At 30.3% G+C, this 24,510-nt stretch carries 24 protein-coding genes and 1 tRNA gene; 15 read left to right on the forward strand and 10 right to left on the reverse strand.

Translation table 11 applies throughout. From position 1 onward, the window contains the following. Window positions 1-8 precede the first annotated feature (8 nt). On the reverse strand, window positions 9-1,481 hold the full coding sequence (locus HZC47_07200) for an MFS transporter (protein ID MBI5680659.1): 1,473 nt from the start codon (window positions 1,479-1,481) through the stop codon (window positions 9-11). Window positions 1,482-1,486: 5 nt separating this feature from the next. Next, entirely contained in the window at window positions 1,487-1,942 is a 456-nt protein-coding gene (locus tag HZC47_07205; GenBank protein MBI5680660.1) for a MarR family transcriptional regulator, read from the reverse strand. 193 nt (window positions 1,943-2,135) lie between these two features. Between HZC47_07205 and HZC47_07210 the strand changes: the two genes are divergently transcribed. The 4 genes from HZC47_07210 (at window position 2,136) to cfbC (ending at window position 7,045) form a co-directional block, all read left to right on the forward strand. Beyond that, window positions 2,136-4,841 carry a PAS domain S-box protein gene (locus tag HZC47_07210; GenBank protein ID MBI5680661.1) on the forward strand — a complete coding sequence of 902 codons (2,706 nt, stop codon included), beginning with the start codon at window positions 2,136-2,138 and terminating at the stop codon, window positions 4,839-4,841. A 157-nt stretch (window positions 4,842-4,998) separates the two neighbouring features. Then, the gene (locus tag HZC47_07215) at window positions 4,999-5,397 is read left to right on the forward strand and encodes a hypothetical protein (GenBank protein ID MBI5680662.1); all 399 of its coding nucleotides are present in this window, start codon (window positions 4,999-5,001) and stop codon (window positions 5,395-5,397) included. Window positions 5,398-5,771: 374 nt separating this feature from the next. Continuing rightward, complete coding sequence (locus tag HZC47_07220) at window positions 5,772-6,251, forward strand: CBS domain-containing protein (GenBank protein MBI5680663.1); 480 nt, start codon at window positions 5,772-5,774, stop codon at window positions 6,249-6,251. After that, window positions 6,248-7,045: a Ni-sirohydrochlorin a,c-diamide reductive cyclase ATP-dependent reductase subunit gene (gene cfbC / locus HZC47_07225; GenBank protein MBI5680664.1), complete on the forward strand. Its 798-nt coding sequence runs from the start codon at window positions 6,248-6,250 to the stop codon at window positions 7,043-7,045. The genes HZC47_07220 and cfbC overlap by 4 nt, the downstream gene beginning before the upstream one ends. Before the next feature lie 42 nt (window positions 7,046-7,087). Here the strand turns inward: cfbC and HZC47_07230 are convergent, their stop codons facing one another. The 3 genes from HZC47_07230 to HZC47_07240 form a co-directional block, all read right to left on the reverse strand. Continuing rightward, the gene (locus HZC47_07230) at window positions 7,088-7,504 is read right to left on the reverse strand and encodes a GIY-YIG nuclease family protein (protein ID MBI5680665.1); all 417 of its coding nucleotides are present in this window, start codon (window positions 7,502-7,504) and stop codon (window positions 7,088-7,090) included. A gap of 78 nt (window positions 7,505-7,582) precedes the next feature. Further along, window positions 7,583-7,984 carry a hypothetical protein gene (locus tag HZC47_07235; GenBank protein ID MBI5680666.1) on the reverse strand — a complete coding sequence of 134 codons (402 nt, stop codon included), beginning with the start codon at window positions 7,982-7,984 and terminating at the stop codon, window positions 7,583-7,585. Between the two features lie 160 nt (window positions 7,985-8,144). Continuing rightward, window positions 8,145-8,783: a TraR/DksA C4-type zinc finger protein gene (locus HZC47_07240; GenBank protein ID MBI5680667.1), complete on the reverse strand. Its 639-nt coding sequence runs from the start codon at window positions 8,781-8,783 to the stop codon at window positions 8,145-8,147. A gap of 192 nt (window positions 8,784-8,975) precedes the next feature. Here HZC47_07240 and HZC47_07245 point away from each other — a divergent pair, with 192 nt between their 5' ends. Then, a complete protein-coding gene (locus tag HZC47_07245) occupies window positions 8,976-9,389 on the forward strand; it encodes a DUF371 domain-containing protein (protein ID MBI5680668.1) in 414 nt (137 codons plus the stop codon). Window positions 9,390-9,423: 34 nt separating this feature from the next. Here HZC47_07245 and HZC47_07250 read toward each other — a convergent pair whose 3' ends face one another. Continuing rightward, entirely contained in the window at window positions 9,424-10,329 is a 906-nt protein-coding gene (locus HZC47_07250) for a hypothetical protein (GenBank protein ID MBI5680669.1), read from the reverse strand. A gap of 112 nt (window positions 10,330-10,441) precedes the next feature. Continuing rightward, complete coding sequence (locus HZC47_07255; GenBank protein ID MBI5680670.1) at window positions 10,442-10,984, reverse strand: hypothetical protein; 543 nt, start codon at window positions 10,982-10,984, stop codon at window positions 10,442-10,444. A gap of 330 nt (window positions 10,985-11,314) precedes the next feature. Here HZC47_07255 and HZC47_07260 point away from each other — a divergent pair, with 330 nt between their 5' ends. Beyond that, complete coding sequence (locus HZC47_07260; protein MBI5680671.1) at window positions 11,315-11,626, forward strand: hypothetical protein; 312 nt, start codon at window positions 11,315-11,317, stop codon at window positions 11,624-11,626. 278 nt (window positions 11,627-11,904) lie between these two features. On the opposite strand, the gene HZC47_07265 is transcribed toward HZC47_07260, so the two are convergent. Further along, window positions 11,905-11,988, reverse strand: a tRNA-Leu gene (locus HZC47_07265). 315 nt (window positions 11,989-12,303) lie between these two features. On the opposite strand from HZC47_07265, the gene HZC47_07270 reads away from it, so the two are divergent. Further along, window positions 12,304-12,606: a YggU family protein gene (locus HZC47_07270; protein MBI5680672.1), complete on the forward strand. Its 303-nt coding sequence runs from the start codon at window positions 12,304-12,306 to the stop codon at window positions 12,604-12,606. 88 nt (window positions 12,607-12,694) lie between these two features. Next, window positions 12,695-13,864 carry an acyltransferase family protein gene (locus tag HZC47_07275; GenBank protein MBI5680673.1) on the forward strand — a complete coding sequence of 390 codons (1,170 nt, stop codon included), beginning with the start codon at window positions 12,695-12,697 and terminating at the stop codon, window positions 13,862-13,864. Between the two features lie 39 nt (window positions 13,865-13,903). Here HZC47_07275 and rfbB read toward each other — a convergent pair whose 3' ends face one another. Together rfbB and HZC47_07285 are read right to left on the reverse strand one after the other, a co-directional pair. Continuing rightward, complete coding sequence (rfbB, locus tag HZC47_07280; protein ID MBI5680674.1) at window positions 13,904-14,836, reverse strand: dTDP-glucose 4,6-dehydratase; 933 nt, start codon at window positions 14,834-14,836, stop codon at window positions 13,904-13,906. Between the two features lie 49 nt (window positions 14,837-14,885). Beyond that, window positions 14,886-15,353 carry a dTDP-4-dehydrorhamnose 3,5-epimerase family protein gene (locus HZC47_07285; GenBank protein ID MBI5680675.1) on the reverse strand — a complete coding sequence of 156 codons (468 nt, stop codon included), beginning with the start codon at window positions 15,351-15,353 and terminating at the stop codon, window positions 14,886-14,888. Window positions 15,354-15,476: 123 nt separating this feature from the next. Between HZC47_07285 and rfbD the strand changes: the two genes are divergently transcribed. The 7 genes from rfbD to HZC47_07320 all read left to right on the forward strand — a co-directional run bounded on the left by rfbD (window position 15,477) and on the right by HZC47_07320 (window position 24,500). Further along, window positions 15,477-16,313 carry a dTDP-4-dehydrorhamnose reductase gene (gene rfbD, locus HZC47_07290; GenBank protein MBI5680676.1) on the forward strand — a complete coding sequence of 279 codons (837 nt, stop codon included), beginning with the start codon at window positions 15,477-15,479 and terminating at the stop codon, window positions 16,311-16,313. A gap of 45 nt (window positions 16,314-16,358) precedes the next feature. Then, the gene (rfbA, locus tag HZC47_07295; protein ID MBI5680677.1) at window positions 16,359-17,237 is read left to right on the forward strand and encodes a glucose-1-phosphate thymidylyltransferase RfbA; all 879 of its coding nucleotides are present in this window, start codon (window positions 16,359-16,361) and stop codon (window positions 17,235-17,237) included. Window positions 17,238-17,468: 231 nt separating this feature from the next. Then, on the forward strand, window positions 17,469-18,314 hold the full coding sequence (gene galU / locus HZC47_07300; GenBank protein ID MBI5680678.1) for a UTP--glucose-1-phosphate uridylyltransferase GalU: 846 nt from the start codon (window positions 17,469-17,471) through the stop codon (window positions 18,312-18,314). A gap of 148 nt (window positions 18,315-18,462) precedes the next feature. Next, on the forward strand, window positions 18,463-19,590 hold the full coding sequence (locus HZC47_07305; GenBank protein ID MBI5680679.1) for a glycosyltransferase family 2 protein: 1,128 nt from the start codon (window positions 18,463-18,465) through the stop codon (window positions 19,588-19,590). Between the two features lie 207 nt (window positions 19,591-19,797). Next, a complete protein-coding gene (locus HZC47_07310; protein ID MBI5680680.1) occupies window positions 19,798-20,940 on the forward strand; it encodes a glycosyltransferase family 4 protein in 1,143 nt (380 codons plus the stop codon). A gap of 52 nt (window positions 20,941-20,992) precedes the next feature. Next, window positions 20,993-22,147 (forward strand): glycosyltransferase family 4 protein, encoded by a 1,155-nt coding sequence (locus tag HZC47_07315; protein MBI5680681.1) that lies wholly within the window; start codon window positions 20,993-20,995, stop codon window positions 22,145-22,147. Between the two features lie 175 nt (window positions 22,148-22,322). After that, window positions 22,323-24,500, forward strand: a complete 2,178-nt coding sequence (locus HZC47_07320; protein ID MBI5680682.1) for a DUF2206 domain-containing protein — start codon at window positions 22,323-22,325, stop codon at window positions 24,498-24,500. The last annotated feature ends 10 nt before the right edge of the window (window positions 24,501-24,510 follow it).

Raw genomic sequence — 24,510 nt, forward strand, 5'->3', positions numbered from 1 at the left:
AGATTTACTTATTTTGCATTTTCTACAGTTTCTTCTGGCATTTTTTGAGTCGTTGGTTCATCTTCACTTAAAGGTATTTCTTTAAGGAAAAATGCAATAATTACTCCTGCAAATGCCAAAATTATGGCAGCAAGGAAAATATTTTGAATTGAAAGTGTTAGAACTTCTGTTTTACTCAAATTAACTGCTGCTTGACTTCCCATGGATGCATTCACTATAAATCCAAATATGGGAATTGCCACAGTAGCTCCAATATTCCTGAAAAACTGCATAGCAGCAGTTATTATTCCTATTTCTCTAATTGAAAAGGCATTTTGCACACTTATTGTAAATATGGTGTACATCATCCCTGAACCTAAACCAAGGATTGTTGAGTAGACAACCAGTGCATAAGGTGATGTATTTACATTTATTGTAGCAAGAAGAACTATTCCAATTCCTGTAATTACAAATTCTGCAATAGCCAGCATTTTATATTTTCCAGTTTTTGAAATGATTTGCCCTGCAATATTAGATGCTATGGTAAGACTTATAAGCATGGGAATCATTATGAGTCCTGAATTTGTAGCACTCAGCCCTATAACTTCTTGAGCAAATAATGGGACATAAATTATCCCTCCAAATATAAGTGCGCTTGCTAAAAAGTTTTCTATAGATGAAATGGTGAATATTGAATTTTTAAACAGGTAGAGAGGTAATATTGGCTCTATTGCTCTCTTTTCAGCCCAAATAAATAATGCAAACATCACCGCTGAAAAAAGGAGTAAACCTATTATTTCAATTAGAGAGGATGTATTTAGATCTCTAGCAAGTGTTAATGCTAGGAAAAGACCGCTTAAAGCCAGAGTAAATGTTATTATTCCAGAGTAATCAATAACCTTTTTTACATCAGGTAATTTGAAATTTGGAAGAGAATACATGAGCATACTAACAGCAACTATTCCTACAGGAACATTTACGAAAAATACCCATCTCCAACCAATAGTATCTGTAATTACTCCTCCTAATATTGGCCCTAAAATGCTTGAAAGTCCAAATACTGATGCGAGTATTCCCATGTATTTGCCTCTTTCACGGGGGCTGAAAATTTCTCCAACAACGATAAATGGGAGAGATATTAAAATTCCGCCTCCAATTCCCTGAAGACCTCTAAATATAATTAATTCAAGCATGTTGGTTGCAAAACCACACATGACTGAAGTTATAACAAATGTGATAATTCCAGCTATTATAATTGTTTTTCTGCCGTAAATATCTGATAATTTACCAAAAAGGATTATGGCAATGGTTGAAGACAGCATATACGATGTAAATGGCCATACATAATATTCCATTCCTTGTAGGTTGCTGATAACTTTAGGCATTGCTGTTCCAATGATTGAGTTATCAAGGGCAGCTACTAATAGTCCTACCATCAATCCTGCCATGATCATGATTATTTTATTTTTACTAAGGTCATAATGACTTCTATAATTGTTCATATTTATCACTGGGGGTTTATTTTTAATGATAATTTTTTAATGTTCCTTAAAGATTCATTGAGGATTTCAAGATCCATATTAGTGAGATTAGAAAGGTTATTTTTGATATTTTCTTCTACCATTTTTCGAGCTTCAAACATGAATTCTTTACCATGCTCGGTTATTTCTATATTTATTATTCTCCTATCTTTTTTGCTTCTTAATCTATTTACCATTTTATCATTGACTAATTTATCAATTAAGGGTGTCATATTAGGTTTAGATATGTAAAGTTTTCTTCCAATTTGAGATATGGGTAATGGGCCTGAAATCATTAACATTCCTAAAATTTGGTAATAGCCATCTGTTTTACCATATTTTAAACTTTTTTCAGGACTCATTGATGTTTTTATTTTCCTATAAAACAGTGGATAATAAATTAAAAGGTTATCTACTAATTTTTCAAATTCTTCATCTTTCATTATAATCAATCCAAATTTAGTTAACTTTGATAATGGTTATATAATTTGACTATTATATAAATATAACTATGTATTATTTAAACTTTTAAAAAATCAAAATGCTATTTTTTCAATATAATTTAAGTCACGCATTTGTAGTTTTTTGAATAAAAAACATATATTGTTAATAACAAACAAGTTATTGGTTATTCCAATGGCTAATAATATAATTCTTCTTGTAGAAGATGAAAGTATTGAAGCAATGGATATTAAGCGAACATTGGAATTATATGGTTATAAAGTTCCATATGTCGCTTCCAATGGCGAAGAAGCTGTAAGGAAGGCTTTAGAGATAATGCCAGATCTTATTTTGATGGATATAGTTCTTAAAGGAGAAATTGATGGGATTGAAGCTGCTTCCAAGATTAAGGAATTGAATATACCTGTTATTTATTTAACTGCTCATTCTGAAGATTCTACTATTCAGCGGGCTTTTGTAACAGAGCCATATGCTTATATTTTAAAGCCATTTGATGCAAAAGAACTCAAATTTGCTGTAGAACTTGCTATTTACAAGCATGAATCTAACAAAAAAATAAGTGAAAGTGAAAAGTCTTACAGAACTCTTTCTGAGAATTTACAGGGTATAGTTTACAGAGTATCTTTAAGAGAAAATGGAAATATGTATTTTTTTAATGATAGAGTAACGGAAATGACTGGTTATTCTCCTGAAGAACTTAAACATGGCGAAGTATGCTCAATTGATCCGTTAATAATCTCTGAAGATAAAGAAAATGTGATAAATACTGTAAAAAATGCTATTAAGTCTGGAAAATTCTTCGTAGTTGATTACAGAATCAAAAATAAGGATGGAAGTATTAAATACTTCAGAGAACGGGGAAAACCAGTATATGGGGATGATGGAAAACCATTATATATTGATGGAGTTATTTTCGACGTTACAGAAACAAATAATTATAAGCTAGAACTTGAAAAATCATATAAATTATGGAAAGATACTTTCAATGCTATTGAAGAAGGAATATGTTTCATTGATAAAAATGGGATAATAAAACAGTGTAATTCTGCGATGGAAGCACTGCTTGAAAAGCCTTCTAACGAATTTATGGAAAAAAAGTGCTGGGAAATAGTACATGGTACTGATGAACCTCCTGAAAATTGTCCTGTTGTTAAAATGTGGAAGAGTAAAAAGAGAGAGTCATTAGAAATGTCAATTAACGGAGAATGGTTTAAAGAAACAGCAGACCCCATTTTAGATGATAAAGGTAAATTAACTGGTGCTGTTCATATTTTTACTAATATAAACGAACGTAAAGAAGCTGAAGAAGCCCTTATTGAGAGTAAAGAAAAATATAAGGCGCTTTTTGAATCTGATCCTGATTATACTTTACTTGTGGGGTTAGATGGCATAATTTTTGATGTTAATCCTGCAGCAGAGCATGTTATGGGATTATCTAAAGATGAGCTCCTTAAAAAAAATTTTATGGAATTAGAAATTTTTCCTAAAGATGAGAAACCAAAGCATAAAAAAATGTTTAAAAAATTATTGAAGGATAAAGAAGTAGTTCGTTATGAATCTAGAATTATTACTCATAGTAATGAAATTCGTTGGTTGAAGACTGCATTAGCCATAATAATGAAAGATGATGTGCCTAAACATATTTTAATGATTCATAGTGACATTACACAACGTAAAAAAGCCATAAAAGATCTTCAAGAATCATTGCAGGAGAAGGAAATTACTAGTCAAGTAGTAATGCAGTTAGTAGGGGTTGTTAGTACTTCTGAAATATATTCGATAATTGGAAAAGCCGTAAAACAACTATTACCGGATTCTTATATAATTGTTAGTGGAACTTCTGCAAATGAGAAAAATGTACGTATAATGGAAATTTTTGGTCCAAAGAATTTCTTTAATAAACTTACAACAATTTTGGGAATAGATCCATATGAAATGGAATTTTCGGTTGGAGAGATTAGCAGTGAAGAACTCAAAAAACACAGGAGTGAAGTATTAACAGAATATAAAGAGGGGTTTTATGATTTAACCATGAAAAAGATCCCTCGCTCAGTATGCCAGATAATAGAAAAGGTATTTCATATAAGGAGGATTTATAGTATTCGTTTTTCATTTGAAGGCTGTCATTATGGAGGGGTATCCATAGCCATATTAGAAGGCCAATCTATTGACCATAAAAAAGCCATAGAGATAATTGTTCACCAGGCATCTATAGCCATCCGGCGAGCTCGTGCAGAAGAAGCAATTAATGAATCTTTAAGAGAAAAAGATGTTTTACTTAGAGAGATTCATCATAGGGTAAACAATAATTTACAAATTGTATCCAGTCTTTTAAGTTTACAGATAAAACATGTAGAAGGAAATGAGACTCAAAATGTATTGAAAGAGAGTCAAGGTAGGGTCAAAAGCATGGCCATGATTCATGAAAAACTTTACCAGTCCTCAAGATTTACCAATATCAATTTCAAAGAGTATGTAGAAAAACTCGTTTTTGATATATTCTACTCTTATGGAATTAAAAATGATTCTATTAAACTAGTAGTGGATATTGAAGATGTATTGATGAACATGGACACAGCAATACCATTAGGACTTATCATTAATGAGTTGGTGACTAATATAGTTAAATACGCATTTTCCAAACCTGAAGGAACCATAACCATTAAACTCAAACCACTCCAAGAACAAATGGAACTTACTGTTGCCGATGATGGAATAGGACTTCCCACAGATATCGATGCTAAAAATACAGATACACTTGGATTTCAACTTGTTAATAATTTAGTAAATCAAATTGATGGTAAAATAGAAATTGATAGAAGCATTGGAACAAAATTTAAAATTACTTTTGAAGAGTTAAAATATAAGAAAAGGATTTAAACAAATTTCAAAAAAATAAAATATAATAAACGAAAAAATGGGTTTTTACTTTCTTTTGGGTATTATTAGTCCGCAGATAATCATTAAGATGGCTAATATTATGTAGTTTATTGGAATTTGTTGTTTAGGTCTAATATTAATAGTTGGATTTGGTGCGATGGATTCTCCAGATAAAACAACATCTTCAACAAGCCAATCAACCGTAGCACCTCAATCTGTAGCTACAAATACTTCATCAACAAGTTCACAACCAACCACAGTAGCTAGTGCTGATCAAAATTACATTGAATTATCCTATTCTGGTGGTTCATGGGATGGATCTATAACCATTCAATCAGGTAGTAATGAAGAAGAAGTTAATTTTGATGGTAGTGGAACTAAAAGATTCGATCTTACGCCATATAAAGGTAAAGACGTTTATATAAACGCTCAAAAACAAGATGGAAGTTCTGAAAAGCTTTCAGCAGTGATTGTAAGAAATGGTGAAACCAAATTAAGCCAATCAACAACTGGAGGATATGGAATAGTAAATGGATGGGTATTCTCCTGGAGCTGAGAATACATATCCCTATTTAATTTTTTTTAAATTATGGATTAACTATTTTTGTAGTTGATTAAATTAATTGAGATAAAAAGCAATTGTAAAGATTAAAAAAGATTTATCCCAAATTATAATAGGTATTAGGACAAACAAATTAAATTAATAATTAAATTACGAATGGGCACATTTATATTTTCATATTGATCGTACATTTCTATTTTTTCAGGGTAACACGCTTCTTTATATGGATAAAATTGCATATTTAGTTGCATACATGGCAGAAACCATAATTATCCATAAAAATTAAATTATAATTTCCACATATAATTAATAAAACAAATGACAAATAGAAAATATTCAAGATTAAAGATTATCAGGAAGTGGTTAATATGATAACTGTAGAAGATGCTATGGAAAAAAATGTAATGGTATTTAAAGTTGAAGATAGAATAAGTGATGTAGCTGAGATTTTAAGGAAAAATAAGATAAGTGGAGCTCCAATAGTTAATAATGATCAAATAATAACTGGTATTGTTAGTGAAGGGGATATTATGAGGCTTATTGAAGTTCATTCTCCCCAAATAAATCTTATTTTACCTGCACCATTAGATTTAATTGAACTTCCGCTTAAAATGCAACACGAATTCGATGAAATATCCAAAGGACTTAAAAAAGCGTCATCGGTCATGGTTGGGGAAATAATGACTAAAAAAGTGATATCTGTCCATAAAGAAATTTCAATATCTGATGCAGCACAAATCATGGACACCAAAAAAATTAACAGACTCCCAGTTATTGATGAAAACAATAAATTAATCGGAATAGTAACAAGAGGAGATATCATAGGAGCTATGGGGAAAAAGGGATGAAGAGAACCAAGCGTATAGCAATTTATGGAAAAGGAGGAATTGGAAAATCTACAATTGTTTCCAATATTGCCGCTGCATATTCTAAAGATCATAAAGTGCTTGTAATTGGTTGTGACCCAAAAGCAGATACAACAAGGACACTTGTAGGAAAAAGAATACCTACAATCCTTGATATTATAAAAGAAAAAAGAGAGGCATCAACTGAAGACATAGTTATTAAAGGATTTGGAAATGTAAAATGTGTAGAAAGTGGAGGCCCAGAACCAGGTGTAGGATGCGCAGGAAGAGGCGTAATCGTTGCAATGGGATTACTGGATAAGCTTGGAACATTTTCAGAAGATCTAGATATTATTATTTACGATGTCCTAGGAGATGTTGTTTGCGGTGGATTTGCAGTTCCATTACGGGAAGATTTTGCCGATGAAGTATATATAGTTACTTCTGGCGAGTATATGGCATTATATGCGGCTAATAATATATGTAAAGGGATTAAAAAGCTTAAAGGCAACCTTGGAGGAATCATCTGTAACTGCAGAGGAATAGAAAATGAAATCGAAATTGTCACTGAATTCGCTGATAAAGTTGGAAGTAAAGTTATAGGTGTAATTCCTCGAAGTGAAATGGTCCAAAAAAGTGAAATTGACGCAAAAACTGTTATTGAAAAGTTTGGAGATTCAAAACAGGCCCAATTATATAAAAAGCTTTCAGAATCTATATATTTAAATGAAGAATTTGTAATTCCTGATCCTATGGGTGTTGATGAGTTTGATGAGTTTTTCAGGAAATTTCAGTAACTATTATTTTTTTTAATTCAATTATATGTAATATCTAATTCTTTAATATTTTAAAGCAGGTAATTTTAACAGTTTAAATGAATTTAAGCAAGTATTTTCTGCATCTTCAAAGTTTTCAAAATAATATAAATGAGCATTACATTTACAATCTGAAGATCCAAATCTGTCAACTGTTATTCCTTCCTTTGAAATCTCTTTAGCTATGGAACATTCCCATTTTTCACTGCTTCGCTCTAATATAATTTCTTTTATCGTTGAATTTGGAGAGTTTAAAAGGTAATCAACATGCCAGAACAGTTTTTTTTCATTTGATAGGTGTCTTTTTATCCTTCCATCAAGCGAGTTAAGTGCAGAGCCAATATACACATAATATCCTTTTTTAAAAACTAATTTTCCAAGTTTACCTATTTCAATACTTGAATTCTTATTTAATTCAATAATAAGGCAGTAAGTTGCCATAAAAATCACCTTGAGTCTGTAAATAATTTAAAAATAAATGATACAAATGTTTGAAATGTACTGGGCTTGAAATTAGTTCTATTGATCTTCAATGCTGTCAATATACTTTTTTACATCTTCTATTTGTTTAAGATAGTCGTCAATTATGTACAAAATGTTCCTATAAGGCCCAATCTCATTTTCACACTTATCATGCTCTGATCTTCTTTTTGATGATATTTTGGTTTTTTGAAGTTTAAATGAACCTAATAATGATGATTTTTCGTTGTGACTTAAATATTTTAATTTGATAGCCCGTATTTCTCTAGAAACATTCTTTCTAATTTCCAATAGACTTTCTTCTACCCTTAATAGCTGTACTAATGTAGTTTTAGCTTCAAAAATAGAAGAAGTTTTTAATTCAATATTTTCTATATCCAATTCTTCAATCATTTTATTGTATTGTTTTGGACTTAATTTTTCTCTTCCATCCCCAGACATGTTTCAATATATGAAATAACTCATATAAATAAACTTTTAATCTCCTTCTTTTAAAGCTGTTTAAAGCCAAAAATTCCAAGTAATAACTTCAATATTTATTTAAATTTATCTAAACTATATTTAAAAAGAATAAATGAACATATAATAATTTATTTACAGGTTAAATGCCCTTATGTTTATTATAACAGGGAATACACAGAAGTTCTCCATTTATTTCTTTTAAACGATGTTTTGAAGTTATTTCGCCACATTCATGACATTCTAAGGATTCAAATAATCGGGCTTTTTTTGGTATTTCTGCTTTAACATGTTCAATATTAAACATTTCCTTTGCAGGAAGATTTAAAATTTCCATGGAAGCTTTATCAACATGTATTTTTAGATTTTCTTTATCTTCAAGACTTGCCTGGCCAGAATTTACTTTCCTTCGAAGCTTATTAAGCATGGGATCTATTTTGTCCACACTAAATGAATCTTTTAATGATACTCTTACAGCATCTTCTGTTTCTCGGTTTATGAATGTATAAGCCTGTTTTCCGTAATCGTGAAATATTAAATTACCTTTACCAAATGTACATCCAGTAACAACCTGTATGGCATCTACAGCACATGTGTCATTTTCGGTTATACAAATAAGCTCTTCATCGTAAGCTTTTTTAGAGGAAAGTTCTTCAATTGCAACTTCTGCAGCGCGGTACCCAATTGCAGATCCGGGGCAAACATGGCCATGAAATTCAGTAACTTCAGAGAATGGTTTAATTTTTGAGTTAACAGATTTTGAATTCTTTAAATCAGACATAATATCACTTTTTAAGCATTTTTTTAATAATATTTGTATTCAACTATGATTTAAGTTGAATATAATATGTTCCACAATACTTTTATACAGTATTTAATTAATGAATGATATAAAATGAAAAATTATCCTGAAGCTATAATTCTTGTAATTATGCTTCTATTTATCAGTGTTTTTTAAACCAGAGGGAACGATATGGAATATATTTTTTATGCTAAAGGACATCCCAATGTCACATCAGCTCATAAATCTACATTTGAAGTTACAATGGATAAAGAGATTGGAAAAGCTGCAGATTGTATTATAGGAGTTTCATCTGATTCCAAACTTGAAAATATTCCACTTGAAATTAGAGAAGCTATTAAAAATGAAAATGCAATCATTAAAATCGAGCTTGAAACAGAAAATGCAAAAGATGAAATTAAAGGATATGGGCACCCTGAATTGACATTGGATCACCCTACAGACATGGTTTGCAGAAAAAGTGAATATAAATGCAGTAGAACACTGATGATAAAAGCCGATAAAGCAGCAATTGACCTTAAAAAGGAATTAATCGATGATTTAAGAGAAGGAAAAGAATTAAAAGTGAAAATAATTGTTGAATAATAATTTAGAGGATTTAATTAATAGTTATCTATACTTATTTCTTTTCTATTTTAATTTTAAACGGAATTTTAATGTTTTCTTTCTTAATAACTCCTATTAATATGAATAATAGTAATAAGATGATTAGCCATACTGGAATCACTATTATTCTATCATTAGTTACAATAGTTTTCGATTGTTGATATCTACCATAATTTATGGTAGTTTTAGTGTCGTATATGCCAAAATCTGAAAAACCGGGTTCCCATTTAGCTTTTAAAGTAGAATTATCTCCTGGAAATATTTCTCCATTAATAGGTACGTTATGATTATTAATCCAACCGTTTATTTCTACATTTCCAGTAATATTTGCAGAAACAGTACCATTATTATTTAAAGGATAAATGAACTCGCCAGGCATGAAAGAAATAAGAATAAGGGGAGCAATGTGTTCTTTAAGCTGTAAAGATTCAATTATGGGGCCTGGAAGACCAACAAATATAGGGATTATCAATTCAATTTTTTGTTCTACTTTTGGAATTAATGCGTTAGAATTGTTTTGAGGCGTGGATGGGGATCCTTTTATAATTAAACCTCCTACGGCATCATAATAATTAATTTTAGAAGGTATGGTAATGCTAAATGGGATTTTTTTTGATTCCCCTGGTTTTAAAGTGAAATTATTTACTTCTACATTTATCCATGTTGCAATTCCTTCATCAGAATAAACTAAATTTATATTATCTTTTAGTAACCTCTTATTGTCAATTATAATGTTTATAGGTTCCTTACCCGTATTGGTTACAGTTACTGTATCTTTAATAGTTTTAGAGTTGTCTGTATTGAATTTAAATTGGGCAGGAGTAGCTTGAAGGCCAGCACCATAAGCAAGCCCTAAAGAATTTATAAATAAAATAAAAACTAAAATCAGCGAAAGTTTGTTTATAAGTCGTTTAAGCATCTTGGTACTCCTTCAAACCAGTTAAAAATGATAAAATCTAATTCAATTCTGTTTTTTGGATATTTAAATATTTCTTAAAAAAAGGAAAATAAAAAAAATATAAAAAAAATATTTATATTGTGCTTCCGGTGTAAGTTAAACTAACGGAGTATTCTCCTGCTGGACTTCCTAAAGGTAAATGTAACCCTAATCCTGTTGCTAAATGGTTACTGGGTATAATATCTGTAGGATTTGCGTTTATAGGAATGTCTAATGGGGCAGTGTTGGTTAATAACTGATTAATTCCGGTTATTTGTGTATTGGTCATGTCTTGTTTATCTGCACGGAAATATACATCTGCAATATTGAAAGTTCTAGGGCCTGAAATTGTTGGGCCATTTGATCTTACATAGATATTTACAGGTACATTGCCCTCGTTAACTACGTCAAATCTGCCACTTTGGAGATCCTGTGGGCTTGGTCCGCTTAATTCAATATTTGTTAGGGGATGGCCATCTGAATCGAGTTTTATGGAAACAACTTCAGGAACATCAGCAGTAACTACTGGTGTAACAGTGGTATCTGCTGCTGTTACTTCATAATCACCTATAGCTAAAAAAGCACTAAATAATAGCGCTCCACATATCATTAACAAACCTAATATCTTACTTTTCATCTTTCTCCTCCTATATGCCTTTAAAGAATATGTTTAAACCATAGAAGTTTCCATTTATAAAATCTATGTAAAATATTCTTTATTACTCACTAACAATTATTTGTAAAAGTACCAATATAAATATTTTACTAAATTTTTTTTGGCTTAGTGATACTATAAAATTATAAACATTAAAAAAAATAAGATCATACATTTAAAATCATATTAGAAGTGAATCTCTGAATTAAAAAAAATATTTTGGATCATTAATTTTAAAGGACTAATCTTCAATACTTCTAAATGAGTCAAAAATATTATTTAAAAACCTTAAATTCAAAACCAGGTGATTATTTGGATTCTGATTACGAAAAAGTGAAATTATTCATTGAAGAGAATGGAGATGAATATTACCTCTGTGAAATTGAAGATATACTGGGAATAAATGAAGAAACGCTTTTAGAGATATTTAAGGAACTGAAAAAGGACAATATAATAACAGAGAATCATTATTTTGAAACTGGATGTTTAAACAATAAAATATGCGCTGATTGCTTTGAACCAATGGAACATGAAGATACAAAGCTTGAAGAAGATTCAAAAGGAGATATTCAGTATAAACATATTTATAGATGCCATAAATGTTTGAAGAAGGAATATTATTAAAAGATTTTATTTAATAAGCTGTTATTTTCGCAGATATAAAGAGTAATGCTTTAAATAATATGTTAAATTAATTATAAAAAATTTTTATTTAAAAGATAAATTTAAAACTAGATTTTAGCTCTCCGAACGAAACGAGGTGTTTTTTGGTCCAGCGCTCGAAAATCTCTGATTTCGGCGCCCCAAAATTAGAAATTTTGAGGACTTTTTTCTCTGAAAAAAGTTGAAGTGCTCTCGAAAACTCCGTTTTCGAGGCACCAAAAATTCCTTGAATTTTTGAGTGCAGGGGACGGGATTCGAACCCGCGAAGAGACTAACTCACTAGGCCCTCAACCTAGCGCCTTTGACCGCTCGACCACCCCTGCTAATTCTAATGTTGACATCAATAAAAATTGAGCGTAACAAATAGAACATACCATAATCTTTCAGTTAATATATTTAAATGTTTTCATTAATAGGGTGGCCTTTTTATACTTTAAAACAAATTTTGAATACAAATATTAAATTAAATTAATAAATATAACTTTAAACAATTTTTCTTTTTATATGGGCTGCCTGTAACACATTATAGTGCATTCGTCGAAACAAAAATGATTTTTTACAACTATCACTAATTCAATTATATTCTAAGTGGTGATAATGATTAAAAATAAATAGTAACAAAATAAACGGTATTTTATATGAAAGCCCTAACTGAAACAGAAGATGGTGTTTTGGTGGATATTGAAGTTTCTCCAAAATCAAAAAAGTTTGAAATTGTAGGATATAATGAATGGCGAGAGAAAATTGAGATTAGATTGAAATCTCCACCACTTAAAGGGAAGGCTAATAAAGAAATTGTAAATGAGTTTGAAAAGATTACAAAAAGCCATGTTGAAATTGTTTCAGGATTTAAAAGCCAGCATAAAACTTTAAAAATTTATAACATGTCTAAAACTAAAATTTTGGATATTTTAAATCCTATTTTAAAAAATGATAAATAATAAAATCATGATTATGAAAATAAATCTAAATAATTTTTATAAACGAAAAATAATAAAGTATATTAACTATTTTTTTATTATTTGAATTATGACAGAAAATAATCTATCTAAACATTATCTCCAGATAGATCTCCTAAAAGCGATTGCTATTATACTTGTTATAATTATACATTCTATTAATGGCCCCAGATTCAATTTGGGATATGTAATTCCTATTACAATATTTTATTTAACAGCGACATTTACTCTAAATATGGCAGTGCCTATATTTTTCATATTAATGGGACGAAATACAGGAGCTTCATTTAAAAGGAAAGGTTATAAAACACTTAAATCAATTTTCACATTATTTTATTTTAAAAAGAAGTTTATAAGGATTATTTTTCCTCTAATATTAATATCATTGGTTTCTATAATTTTAGGAATCCTCCTTAAAGAAAATCTTTATTTTGGAATTCTAACTTTTTTAGGAAGAATGCCATTTGAAGGTGTTGGAACTGGATGGGGAAACTATTTTGTATCTATTCTAATACAATTTATATTCGTATTTCCTTTTTTATATTTATTATATGGGAAAAGCCCGAAATTGATGCTCATTGTTGCATTTTTGATAAATTTCGCTTTTGAAATAATTGCAACATTTTTCCCTGTTTTTCAAGGTAACTCCTATGAGTATAGGGCATCTATCTTTAGATATTTATTCATGATAGCACTGGGATTGTGGATTATGGATAAAATGGATGATATAAGTATAATAGATTTTTTTTCTAAATATAAATGGATAGCAATTGGTGTAATTTTAAGTTTTGTATATTTAGTAATGAGATCAGTATATAACTGGTATGTTCCTTATTTTTTGCCATCTTGGCAGTCTGTAAACATGTTTTCAGCTTTTTATCCTCTTATCATCTGTATTTTAGGATTTATTTATCTTCCTTCAGAATCTTCAAATAAAATAATAAATTTCATAGGCACTATTGGAAAAGCATCTTATCACATATTCTTAGTTCAAATTATTTACTTTGCTTCAGGTTTTACAATAATTTCATTCATAATTCCCCCTAATTTATATGTTACTTACAGTTTATTTACCATTATTTTACTGATTGTGGGAGATTTGATATTTTGTTTCAGTTTAGGGTTAATATTCTTTTACTTAGAATCGAAACTAGCAAATAGAATTATGCATTTGCAATTTATAAATATTATTTATAATATTTATAAAAAAATAACAAAAAATTGGATTAAACATGGGTAATAACTTAAAAAAAAGATTTAAAGGAGTTATCTGGAATTTTTAAAAAAAGTTCTTATTTTTTTTATACCATCCAATGGTTTCACGCAGAGCATCTTCAAAGCTCCATTCAGGCTCCCAGCCGAGTTTTTTTGTCTTTGAAGAGTCCAGTGAATAACGCCGGTCATGACCTAATCTGTCCTCTACAAATGTTATGAGGTCTTCAGATTTACCCAGAATGTCTAAAATCATATGGGTTATTTCTAAATTGGTTTTTTCGTTTCCACCGCCAACATTGTAGAATTCACCGAGTTTTCCTTTGTTTAAAACCGTATCAATACCTTTACAGTTGTCCATAACATATATCCAGTCTCTAATATTTTGTCCATCACCATAAACAGGTAATTGCTCATTTTTCATTGCTTTTAGGATAAATAATGGGATTATTTTTTCTGGATATTGGTAAGGTCCAAAATTGTTGCTGCTTCTTGTAATTAAGATTGGCAAGCCATATGTCTTGTGATAAGCGCTTACGAGTACGTCTCCGCCTGCTTTACTTGCTGAATATGGGCTGCTTGGATCTATATTGCTTTTTTCACTAAATGATCCATTTTCTATACTACCATAGACCTCATCTGTTGAAATTTGGAGATACTTTTCAACATCATACTTTCTAGCGTGTTCAAGGAGGTTGTAAGTGCCAATCACATCAGTTTTAACGAAAATGCTGGGGTCTTCAATTGATCTATCGACATGTGTTTCAGCAGCGAAATTCACCACAAGATCACAATCTTTCATTGCATTGGAAACATCATTTTCATTTCCAATATCTCCTTTAATAAACTGGATATTATCAATGATTTCCTTTAAATTATCTTTATTTCCCGCATATGTGAGCTTATCCAAGACCACTATTTCGTAATCGTAATTTTCGTTGATGTAATGAACAAAGTTTGATCCAATAAACCCTGCTCCGCCTGTTATAAGTATTTTCATTTCATCACCCATTTATTCTGCTAAATATAGTCTATTATTAATATAAATTTTATCCATGGCTCTTTCCAGGTGTTAAAAGCCAATCGTAAGGTATTTCATCAGTATCTGCAGGTAGTCTGTACTCATCAGGTTCATCATAATTATATGGCAATGTAGGAACACTTAAAAAATAAGCTGTTTCAGTCCCAACGCCTTTAAAACCATGGTATACATAAGGAGGAACACTTATGAGCATTGGATTTTTTTCTCCAACAAAGAATTCATTTATTTCACCGTATGTAGGTGAATTTTCTCTTGGATCATAAAGCGCGACTTTCATCATCCCATGGATACATGTAAAATTGTCGGTCTGTTTTTTGTGCATATGCCATGCTTTCACTACTTCAGGATACGCGGTTGTAACATAAACTTGACCAAATTCTTTATAAATATCATCATCATTTCGTAATATTTCCATTAGCCATCCTCTTTCATCTGGAATGACCTTTAAATTTTTAATTTTTACACCATCTATCATCAAAACACCAAATTTACTAATTCTTAGAAATTTTATTATATTCTATGCTTATTAACCATTGTCATTAAATATCTATTTATATTCTATTACTCAAAATAACAATTTAATAAAAGGATGATTAAAATGAAAATATTGATTATTGGTTCAGAAGGTATGTTAGGTCATGATTTAGTAGATGTTTTATCTATTGAAAATGAAATTAGCACCACATCAATTGACACATTAGACATTACAGATATAGACAAGACCATTGAAACGGTTAAAGATAAAAATCCTGATGTTGTAGTGCATGCTGCCGCTTTTACTGATGTGGATGGAAGTGAATCAAATCCAAATTTAGCTTATAAAGTAAATGCTTTAGGTACAAGGAATGTTGCTGTTGCTTGTAGAGAAGCAGGCAGTGCATTGGTTTATATATCCACAGACTACGTTTTTGATGGCAATAAAGGTAATTCTTATTATGAATATGACCAAACGAATCCTTTAAGTGTTTATGGTAAAACAAAACATTTGGGAGAGACATATGTACGAGATATACTAAATAAATTTTACATCATCAGAACATCGTGGTTATATGGGTTACATGGTCCAAATTTTGTTACAACTATGTTAAATCTGGCTGAAACTATGAAAACTATTTCTGTAGTTAACGATCAGATAGGTTCTCCAACTTATACGGGGGATCTGGCAAAAGCTATAGCAGAACTTATAAAAAAGCCAGTTTATGGTATTTATCACATTACTAACAGTGAACATTGTTCATGGTACGATTATGCCTTAGAAATATTTGATATAGCGGGAATTGAAATTGAAGTGAAACCTGTTAGCACCGCAGAATTTCCCCGCCCCGCTCCAAGACCTCAATATTCTGTTCTTGAAAATTATAACTGGAAAATGGAAGGACTACCAGAGATACGAAGTTATAAAAATGCTTTAAGAGAATATATGAAATTATTATAGTTTACAAATTAATTGAATCAATATTAGTTCATAGGAGATAGTAATATGAAGGGAATAATACTTGCAGGAGGATCTGGCACTAGACTTTATCCAATTACAAAGGCTGTTTCAAAACAACTGCTTCCTATTTATGATAAACCCATGGTATATTATCCTTTATCAGTTCTTATGCTGGCAGGCATAAGAGAAATACTGATTATTTCAACACCCAGGGATTTACAAGCCTATAAAGATCTGCTTGGAGATGGGGACGATTTAGGAGTGTCATTTTCTTATGCAGTGCAGAAAGAGCCAAAAGGGCTTGCAGATGCATTTATTGTAGGAGAAAAGTTCATTGGCAATGATAATGTGGCTTTAGTACTTGGAGATAACATATTTCAGGGACATAGGTTCAGTGAGATATTAAAAAGGGCAGCATCCATAAAAGAAGGGGCTATTATTTTTGGTTACTACGTTAAGGACCCTAAACCATTTGGAGTGGTTGAATTTGACGCGGAAGGTAATGTTATTTCACTGGAAGAAAAACCAGAAAATCCAAAGTCAAATTATGTTGTTCCAGGACTTTATTTTTATGATAATCAAGTAATTGAGATAGCCAAGAATGTGAAGCCTTCAGATCGTGGAGAAATTGAAATTACATCAGTAAATGAATATTATCTTGCAAAAAAGCAATTAAAAGTTGAACTTTTTGGTAGAGGGATGGCATGGCTAGATACAGGGACTCATATGGGGCTTCTGGAAGCTAGTAACTTTGTTGAGGCCATACAGAAAAGACAGGGCTTTTATATAGCGTGTTTAGAAGAAATTGCATATAATAATGGCTGGATAGATTCTGAAACTGTTTTAAGACTCGCTAAGTCCCTTGAAAAAACAGAATACAGTAAATATCTAATTGATCTAGTAAAAAACCATCCTTATATATAAACAGTGAAATTAGGAAAGTAGAACTCTAATGGAAAATTCAAATTCATAAAAATATCATTAGGAGATGTCATAATATAAATTGTCGTGTTTAAAGACAAAAAATAGCTTTTTTATTTTTAAAAATATCTCATTTATAAAAATGCTTAAATTAAAAGAAAATAAATATTGACACTAATACATTTAAATATATAACATTAAATAATTACTCTAATCCAAGAAAGGTGAATATTTATGAAAGCGGTAATACCTGCTGCAGGACTTGGTACAAGATTTTTACCAGTTACAAAAGCGCAACCAAAGGAAATGCTCCCGGTTTATAATAAACCCACAATTCAATATGTTGTTGAAGAGGCTGTTTCTTCAGGAATTGATGATATTTTGATAATAACAGGAAAAGGTAAAAGATCTATAGAAGATCATTTTGATAGATCATTTGAATTGGAATATTTTCTTCAAAAGAGTGGGAAAACAGATTATCTTAAGGAGATAGAATCAATATCTGAAATGGCTGATATTTATTATGTAAGGCAAAAAAAACAGAAGGGGTTGGGCGATGCAATATCTTGTGCAAAAAAACATATTGACGGAGAACCATTTGCAGTTTTACTGGGAGATACTATAGCTCAATCAAAAATCCCATGTACAAAACAACTAATGAATGTATATGATAAATACGAATCCACAGTAATTGCCATAGAAGAAGTTCCTGATGAAAGAGTAGAAAGATATGGAATAATTAAAGGATCTAAAATTGACAATTCACTATACAGAATTGAAGATCTGGTAGAAAAACCTAAATTAGAAGAAGCACCATCGAATTTAGGAATTATTGGAAGATATGTTCTCTCTCATGAAATATTTGATTATATTGATGAAGTTCCACCCGGTGTTGGGGGAGAAATACAACTTACTGATGCTTTAAGGTTATTTAAAGAAAGTTATGGGTGTATATTCAACGGTAAACTCCATGATATTGGAAATACTGTGGACTGGCTAAAAAGTTCTATTGAAATTGCATTAGAACATGAAGATGTAAAAGAAGAACTAAAAGAATACCTAATGGAAATTCTAAAATAACTTTTAACTTTAAATTAATCTTATTAATTTAATTACTTCTTTTTTATTGATTATAAGTAAATTATATAAGCGATATAATCAAAATAAACAGTTATAATAAACTAATTCATGATTAAAAAAATAATTATAGTAATGAGCACGTGATTTTATGAAGATTTCAATTGTTATACCAGCATTAAATGAAGAAGGAATTGTAGGTAAAACTGTTAAAACAGTTCCAGTAGAAAAATTAAAGGAAAATGGACTTGAAGTAGAAATAGTTGTAGTAGACAACGCATCAACAGATAATACTGCTCAGGAAGCTCGTGAAGCAGGGGCTAGAGTAGTATATGGAGAAAAAAGAGGATATGGTAATGCTTACCTAAAAGGATTTAGTGAAGCTGAGGGAGATATAGTTGTAATGGGAGATGCAGACGGTACATATCCTTTTGAGACTACATATGAATTTATTCAACCTATTTTAAAAGGAGAAGCAGATTTTGTAATGGGTTCCAGGCTTAAAGGAGATATAAAAAAGGGAGCTATGCCTGCATTACATAAATATATTGGTAATCCTTTTCTTACATGGATGTTGAATACTCTATTTAAAGCAGGGATTTCTGATTCCCATTGTGGAATGAGAGCTTTAAAAAAGGATACTCTGGATAATTTACATCTTAAAAGTGGAGGAATGGAATTCGCATCAGAAATGGTTATTGAGGCAGCCAGACAAAATATAAAAATAGCGGAAATTCCTATTAATTATTATCCGAGGGGTGGCGAATCCAAGCTCAGTTCTTTTTCGGATGGCTGGAGACACATAAGATTTATGATGCTCTACAGGCCAACACCCTTTCTTCTGGCCCCCGGCCTTTTAGTGCTGGTTTTAGGCATAATTTTAACATTAGGAGTAGCATTTGGAGTACAATCAAGGATGCATTCACTAATTTTAGGTAGTTTACTGCTTATAATGGGGTACCAGATGCTTCTTGCATGGCTTCATTTCGGAGCTTTCGGAGAGATTTATGGAGTTTCCAGAAATTCTGGAATGATAAAAAAGCTGATGAATTACCACTCTTTAGGAAGAGAATTACTTTTAGGACTCTTATTATTGGCTGCAGGTGTAATCGTTGGAATTAAAGTGTTATTTAGCTGGAGTGCAGGAGGATTTGGCGCGCTTTCCCAAATTCAGTATGCTATTATGGCTTTGATATTATCAATTCTTGGAATTCAGACAATTTTCTCAGGAATGTTCTTGAGCCTGCTTTTATTGAGCAATGGTGATAAAGACGACTGATTTTTGTGGTTCGGAAATCACGGCTTCCTCAACCACATAAATTAAAACTTACGAATCAAAGATTCGTGCCCCAAAAATCGAAGCTTACAAATCTTTGATTTGTGTTCCAAAATTCTACGAATTTTGAGAGATTTTTTAAGGGATTTATGAGGTTAAATGAATTGTAAATTCATTTACCACAAAAATAAAAAATTTTTGAGGTTCATTATGAAAATTGCGTTTATTTACGATGCTATTTATCCATTTGTCACTGGAGGGGCAGAAAAAAGAGTCTATGAAATAGGAAAAAGGCTATCTCAAAGAGGACATGAAATCCACTGGTATGGTGTTGGCTGGTGGTGGCCTGAAAATGGGCAAAAGGATATAATAATGGATGGAATCCATCTACATGGCGTATGTGGGCCAATGGAACTCTATAATGATGGAAAAAGATCCATAAAAGAAGCCATTTATTTTGCTTTGAAACTTTTTTTAAAGTTAATGAAAGAAGATTTTGATGTAGTTGATTGTCAGGGGTTTCCATTCTTTTCATGTTTTACAGCTAAATTCCATTCGTTAATGGGCAAATCCAATCTGATAATAACATTACATGAAGTTTGGAATGATTATTGGTATGAATATCTTGGAAAAGCAGGAGTATTTGGTAAAATAATCGAAAAATTAATGGTCAATTTGACAGATAAAATCATAACAGTATCAACAAAAACAAAAAGAGACCTTAAAAAGATAAAAAAATTTGAAGAAGCTGTCGTGATTCCCAATGGTATTGATTTTGAATATATAAGTAAAATAACCTCTTCAACAGAAAAATCGGATGTAGTATATGCAGGAAGGCTGATTAAAGAAAAAAATGTTGATATTTTAATTAAAGCTATCCAATTAACAATAGAAAAAATTCCAGATATTAAATGTTTTATAATTGGGGATGGTCCAGAAAGGATAGAACTTGAAAAACTTGTTAAGGAACTGAGTCTTCAAAATAACGTGGTCTTCAAAGGATTTGTGGAAGATTATGAGTCTTTAATCTCATATATAAAATCTTCTAAAGTTTTTGTACTTCCTTCAACAAGAGAAGGCTTTGGAATCGTAGTAATTGAAGCTAATGCCTGTGGATTGCCAGTAATTGTTATAAATCATAAAATGAACGCTGCATTTGATCTTATTGAAAATGATGTAAATGGATTCATATCTGATTTATCTAAAGAAGATATTGCCGATAAAATAATAAGGGGAATTAACATAAAAGAAAAAATTCAGGATAACTGCATTGAAACAGCAAAAAAATACGATTGGAATTTAATTATTGATAACATCGAAAGCTTCTATGAAAATATGAATAAAGATCGCTAAAGGTTTAAATTAACTTATTTACTGAAATATTTTATTAATTTGGAGAATAGAAATGAAAATACTGGTTGTTTGTGAAGTTTTTTATCCTCGATTGGCAGGAGGGCAGATTGTTCTGTGGAATCTGCTGAATGCTTTAGCTTTAAAGGGTCATAAAATTTATGTGGTAACAGGTAGGATTCCAGATACAGTTTCTAACGAAGAAATTAATGGTATACATATTTTCAGACCTTATGAAGGGGTAATTCCTGAAACTATGCAGAAAGGGTTTTCAAATGTAATTGCCATAGTAAAGAGGCTAATTTTAATGATAAAACTTTATTTTTATTTAAATAAGTTTACAAAAGAACACGATATTGATATTGTTTATAATATGGGTCCAGCAACGTTGCTACCGGCATCATTAACATCGTCTAAGAATAATATTCCTTCAGTTAATTCTATTCACAGTTTAATAGGAAAAAAATGGTTTGAAATCACAAATCCAATTATAGCTTCCTTTAATTATTTGGGAGAGATTATTCTGATTCGTATGGGACGATTCAGTGTAATCCATTGCCCAAGTGACATTGTTTCAATAGAAATAAAAAAGCACACATCCTCTAAAATTACTGTAATTCCAAATCCCATAGATTTAAATACAATAGAACGCGTAAAAAATGGTATAAATTCCATAAATATTAAAAAAGAGCTGAAATTAAATAAGGATGAAAAATTACTTTTATATGTAGGTTCAATTATTAAAATAAAGAACATTCCACTCCTTATAAAAGCATTAAGTGGATCAAATACAAAATTTAAGCTTCTAATCGTTGGTGATGGTCCAGAGAGGCCAAATATTGAAAAACTGGTTAAAGAACTTGATATGGATGATAAAGTACTATTTTACGGGCAGATGCCATATGAAGATACTTTAAATATTATTAACTCGTCTGATATACTCATACTTCCTTCTAAAAGTGAAATACTGCCTAATGTAGTATTAGAAGCTCTCGCTTTGGATAAACCAGTAATTGCCACTAAAGTAGGAGATATTCCTAATATAAAATCAGAAAATTTATATTTAGTTGATGAAGTTGAAGAAATAAAAAAGCTGATAGGTACTGCCATTCAACCAAAGGAAGATAATAGAATAATTGAAGATTATTCTCTAGATAGAATTGCTAAAAAATTTGAAGATCTCTTTTATAAATTAATTAAAAAGGGTTAATTTACTTTAATTTGAATAGATTTTTTGAAAATATTAAGAAATTAATATTGTTATACAAAGAGTTAAATAGTAAAAATCCTAAATTTAACTTAAATAAATAGAATCTCAATAAATCTGAAAAAAACTATTTTACACAAGTTATAACTAATTTTAATAAAATTTATAAGGGATATAAATGTTTAACCATTCCAGAAGCAAAGTACTTTCATTTATAATAATATTAATGTTATTAACAGACATGGTAATTCTCCTGGATGTTCCTTTTTTAAGACAGATTTTGGCTTTCCTTTTTTTCACAATTGTTCCTGGAATGTTAATTTTACAGGTTCTTAAAATTGATATTTCCAATATTCTAAAGAAAATGGCTTTATCTGTAGGAATTAGTGTAAGCTTGTTAATGTTTTTGGGATTATTATTGAATAGTTTATATCCTTATCTCCTGAAACCTCTTTCAATATTTCCTTTATTAATCTCATTAAATCTGATTGTAGTTATTTTAGCGCTTGCAGCTTATAGGATGAATAAAAAGGGACTGGTTATTGGGAAAATTAACCTTAATTTGGATTTAAAAGGAAAATTAACATCTGTAATTATATTTCCAATTATATTCCCATTTATGGCAGTATTTGGAACTTATTTAATGAATACACAAGGAAATAATATTATTTTATTGTTATTATTGTTTCTAATTCTAATATATGTTGTTGTAACCATATATTTAAGAGATAGAATCTCTAATTTAACTTATCCATTTGCTCTCTGGATGATTGGATTGACCATACTCCTAATACATGGTTTAAGTTCATACCATTTAATGGGTAGAGACGTTCACATTGAGTATTTTTCTTTTCAATTAACCTTACAAAATTTTCATTGGGATTTATCAAGTTATAATAGTTTATATAATGCATGTATAAGCATTACAATTCTTCCAACAATTTACCAAGTCTTACTAAACTTCAATGCAGAATATATCTTTAAATTAGTATTTGCTTTAATAGGTTCAATTATCCCTGTGATTACTTATTTTGTTTTCAAGAAATTTATTGGTAGAACATACGCTTTTTATGCATCTTTATTTTTTATATTTCAGATATTCTTTATATTCCTTTTAGGGGCCGTAAGACAAGAATTTGGGTTTATTTTCTTCTTCTTGGCAGTTATGGTGTATTTTGATACTGAAATAAATAGGAATGCTAAAAAAATCCTTTTCTTAATATTTATGTTTTCAGTTTTGATATCTCATTATACAACAGCTTATATTGCATTTACACTAATGATCTTGATATTATTCAGTCCATTTATTGAAAGCCTGCTTTTAAAAAGGAAAATAACATTTGTAAATTTTGATCTTATACTTATTATTTTAATTTTCACAGTTATATGGTATACATTTGCAGCTCATGTTCAACTTGCAGTTGGAATAGATTCCGTGAGAGATGTGGTTAATTCTGTAATTCATCCAGCTCCTTCTGCTCCTTCTGCAGCTCCTTCTGCTCCTTCTGCTCCTTCTGTTGGGGGGACACCAGGAACAGGACAGGAAGGAAGTAGTTTATTACTTGCAGTTTTTGGCATTGGTTTAAAATCTACTGCAAACTGGATAAGTGTTATAGTAAACGATTTAACATTCGCTCTAATTGGAATTGGTCTGATAACAATAACTTGGAAATTTAAATATTATATAAAGAAAATAGGGCTTCAATATATTGTTGGAATATATGCATCAATAGTCATTTTAGCAGCAGTTGCTATACTCCCATTTGCATCACAAATATACGGTGCTGAAAGACTATTTATACAAATATTAATATTTTTAGCACCTGTTTTCATAATAGGGGTCAATTCAATTGCAAAGCTGATTAAAAGGCCTAATGCAAATCATGTCATGATTTTGGCTGTATTAATTTCGTTGTTTATATGTACTACTAATCTTCATGCTCATTTTCTGGGAGAACCCTATTCTCCTTATTTTGAAAATGATGGCGGTGCAAGAAATGAATATTATATTTATGATCAGGAAATAATTGCGGTTAAATGGTTAGATACGTACCGTATAAATGGCATACACATAAATATGGATTATATAGGTGGTTCAAGGTCACTTTCAGGATTTGGCACTAAATCTCCTTTTTCCAGTTCTAACTTCCTAACAACAAATGAAACACCTCAAGGATATCTTTATTTGGGTTATGTAAATGTAAATAAAAATGTTATGTATAAAAATCCAGATGAACTAAGAAATATCAATAAGAAGTATATAGATGCCATAATTAATATAAAAAACTATGTTCATCTTTTTAATAATAAAAATAAGATTTATGACAGTAGATATGCTGTAATATATTATAGTTAAGATAGGTTTT

The sequence above is a fragment of the Methanobacterium sp. genome, from assembly GCA_016222945.1.
In the GTDB taxonomy this organism is placed as follows: Archaea; Methanobacteriota; Methanobacteria; order Methanobacteriales; family Methanobacteriaceae; genus Methanobacterium_D.

What these genes read in the sequence shown, in the direction of transcription:
- rfbA (MBI5680677.1), top strand. Translation starts at nt 16,359, where the DNA reads ATGAAGGGAATAATACTTGCAGGAGGATCTGGCACTAGACTTTATCCA.
- HZC47_07245 (MBI5680668.1), top strand. Translation starts at nt 8,976, where the DNA reads ATGGAATATATTTTTTATGCTAAAGGACATCCCAATGTCACATCAGCT.
- HZC47_07200 (MBI5680659.1), bottom strand. Translation starts at nt 1,481, where the DNA reads ATGAACAATTATAGAAGTCATTATGACCTTAGTAAAAATAAAATAATC.
- HZC47_07305 (MBI5680679.1), top strand. Translation starts at nt 18,463, where the DNA reads ATGAAGATTTCAATTGTTATACCAGCATTAAATGAAGAAGGAATTGTA.
- HZC47_07240 (MBI5680667.1), bottom strand. Translation starts at nt 8,783, where the DNA reads ATGTCTGATTTAAAGAATTCAAAATCTGTTAACTCAAAAATTAAACCA.
- HZC47_07315 (MBI5680681.1), top strand. Translation starts at nt 20,993, where the DNA reads ATGAAAATACTGGTTGTTTGTGAAGTTTTTTATCCTCGATTGGCAGGA.
- HZC47_07270 (MBI5680672.1), top strand. Translation starts at nt 12,304, where the DNA reads ATGAAAGCCCTAACTGAAACAGAAGATGGTGTTTTGGTGGATATTGAA.
- rfbD (MBI5680676.1), top strand. Translation starts at nt 15,477, where the DNA reads ATGAAAATATTGATTATTGGTTCAGAAGGTATGTTAGGTCATGATTTA.
- HZC47_07250 (MBI5680669.1), bottom strand. Translation starts at nt 10,329, where the DNA reads ATGCTTAAACGACTTATAAACAAACTTTCGCTGATTTTAGTTTTTATT.
- HZC47_07210 (MBI5680661.1), top strand. Translation starts at nt 2,136, where the DNA reads ATGGCTAATAATATAATTCTTCTTGTAGAAGATGAAAGTATTGAAGCA.
- galU (MBI5680678.1), top strand. Translation starts at nt 17,469, where the DNA reads ATGAAAGCGGTAATACCTGCTGCAGGACTTGGTACAAGATTTTTACCA.
- HZC47_07205 (MBI5680660.1), bottom strand. Translation starts at nt 1,942, where the DNA reads ATGAAAGATGAAGAATTTGAAAAATTAGTAGATAACCTTTTAATTTAT.
- HZC47_07230 (MBI5680665.1), bottom strand. Translation starts at nt 7,504, where the DNA reads ATGGCAACTTACTGCCTTATTATTGAATTAAATAAGAATTCAAGTATT.
- HZC47_07275 (MBI5680673.1), top strand. Translation starts at nt 12,695, where the DNA reads ATGACAGAAAATAATCTATCTAAACATTATCTCCAGATAGATCTCCTA.
- HZC47_07215 (MBI5680662.1), top strand. Translation starts at nt 4,999, where the DNA reads ATGGATTCTCCAGATAAAACAACATCTTCAACAAGCCAATCAACCGTA.
- HZC47_07285 (MBI5680675.1), bottom strand. Translation starts at nt 15,353, where the DNA reads ATGATAGATGGTGTAAAAATTAAAAATTTAAAGGTCATTCCAGATGAA.
- HZC47_07320 (MBI5680682.1), top strand. Translation starts at nt 22,323, where the DNA reads ATGTTTAACCATTCCAGAAGCAAAGTACTTTCATTTATAATAATATTA.
- HZC47_07235 (MBI5680666.1), bottom strand. Translation starts at nt 7,984, where the DNA reads ATGTCTGGGGATGGAAGAGAAAAATTAAGTCCAAAACAATACAATAAA.
- HZC47_07310 (MBI5680680.1), top strand. Translation starts at nt 19,798, where the DNA reads ATGAAAATTGCGTTTATTTACGATGCTATTTATCCATTTGTCACTGGA.
- HZC47_07255 (MBI5680670.1), bottom strand. Translation starts at nt 10,984, where the DNA reads ATGAAAAGTAAGATATTAGGTTTGTTAATGATATGTGGAGCGCTATTA.
- rfbB (MBI5680674.1), bottom strand. Translation starts at nt 14,836, where the DNA reads ATGAAAATACTTATAACAGGCGGAGCAGGGTTTATTGGATCAAACTTT.
- cfbC (MBI5680664.1), top strand. Translation starts at nt 6,248, where the DNA reads ATGAAGAGAACCAAGCGTATAGCAATTTATGGAAAAGGAGGAATTGGA.
- HZC47_07220 (MBI5680663.1), top strand. Translation starts at nt 5,772, where the DNA reads ATGATAACTGTAGAAGATGCTATGGAAAAAAATGTAATGGTATTTAAA.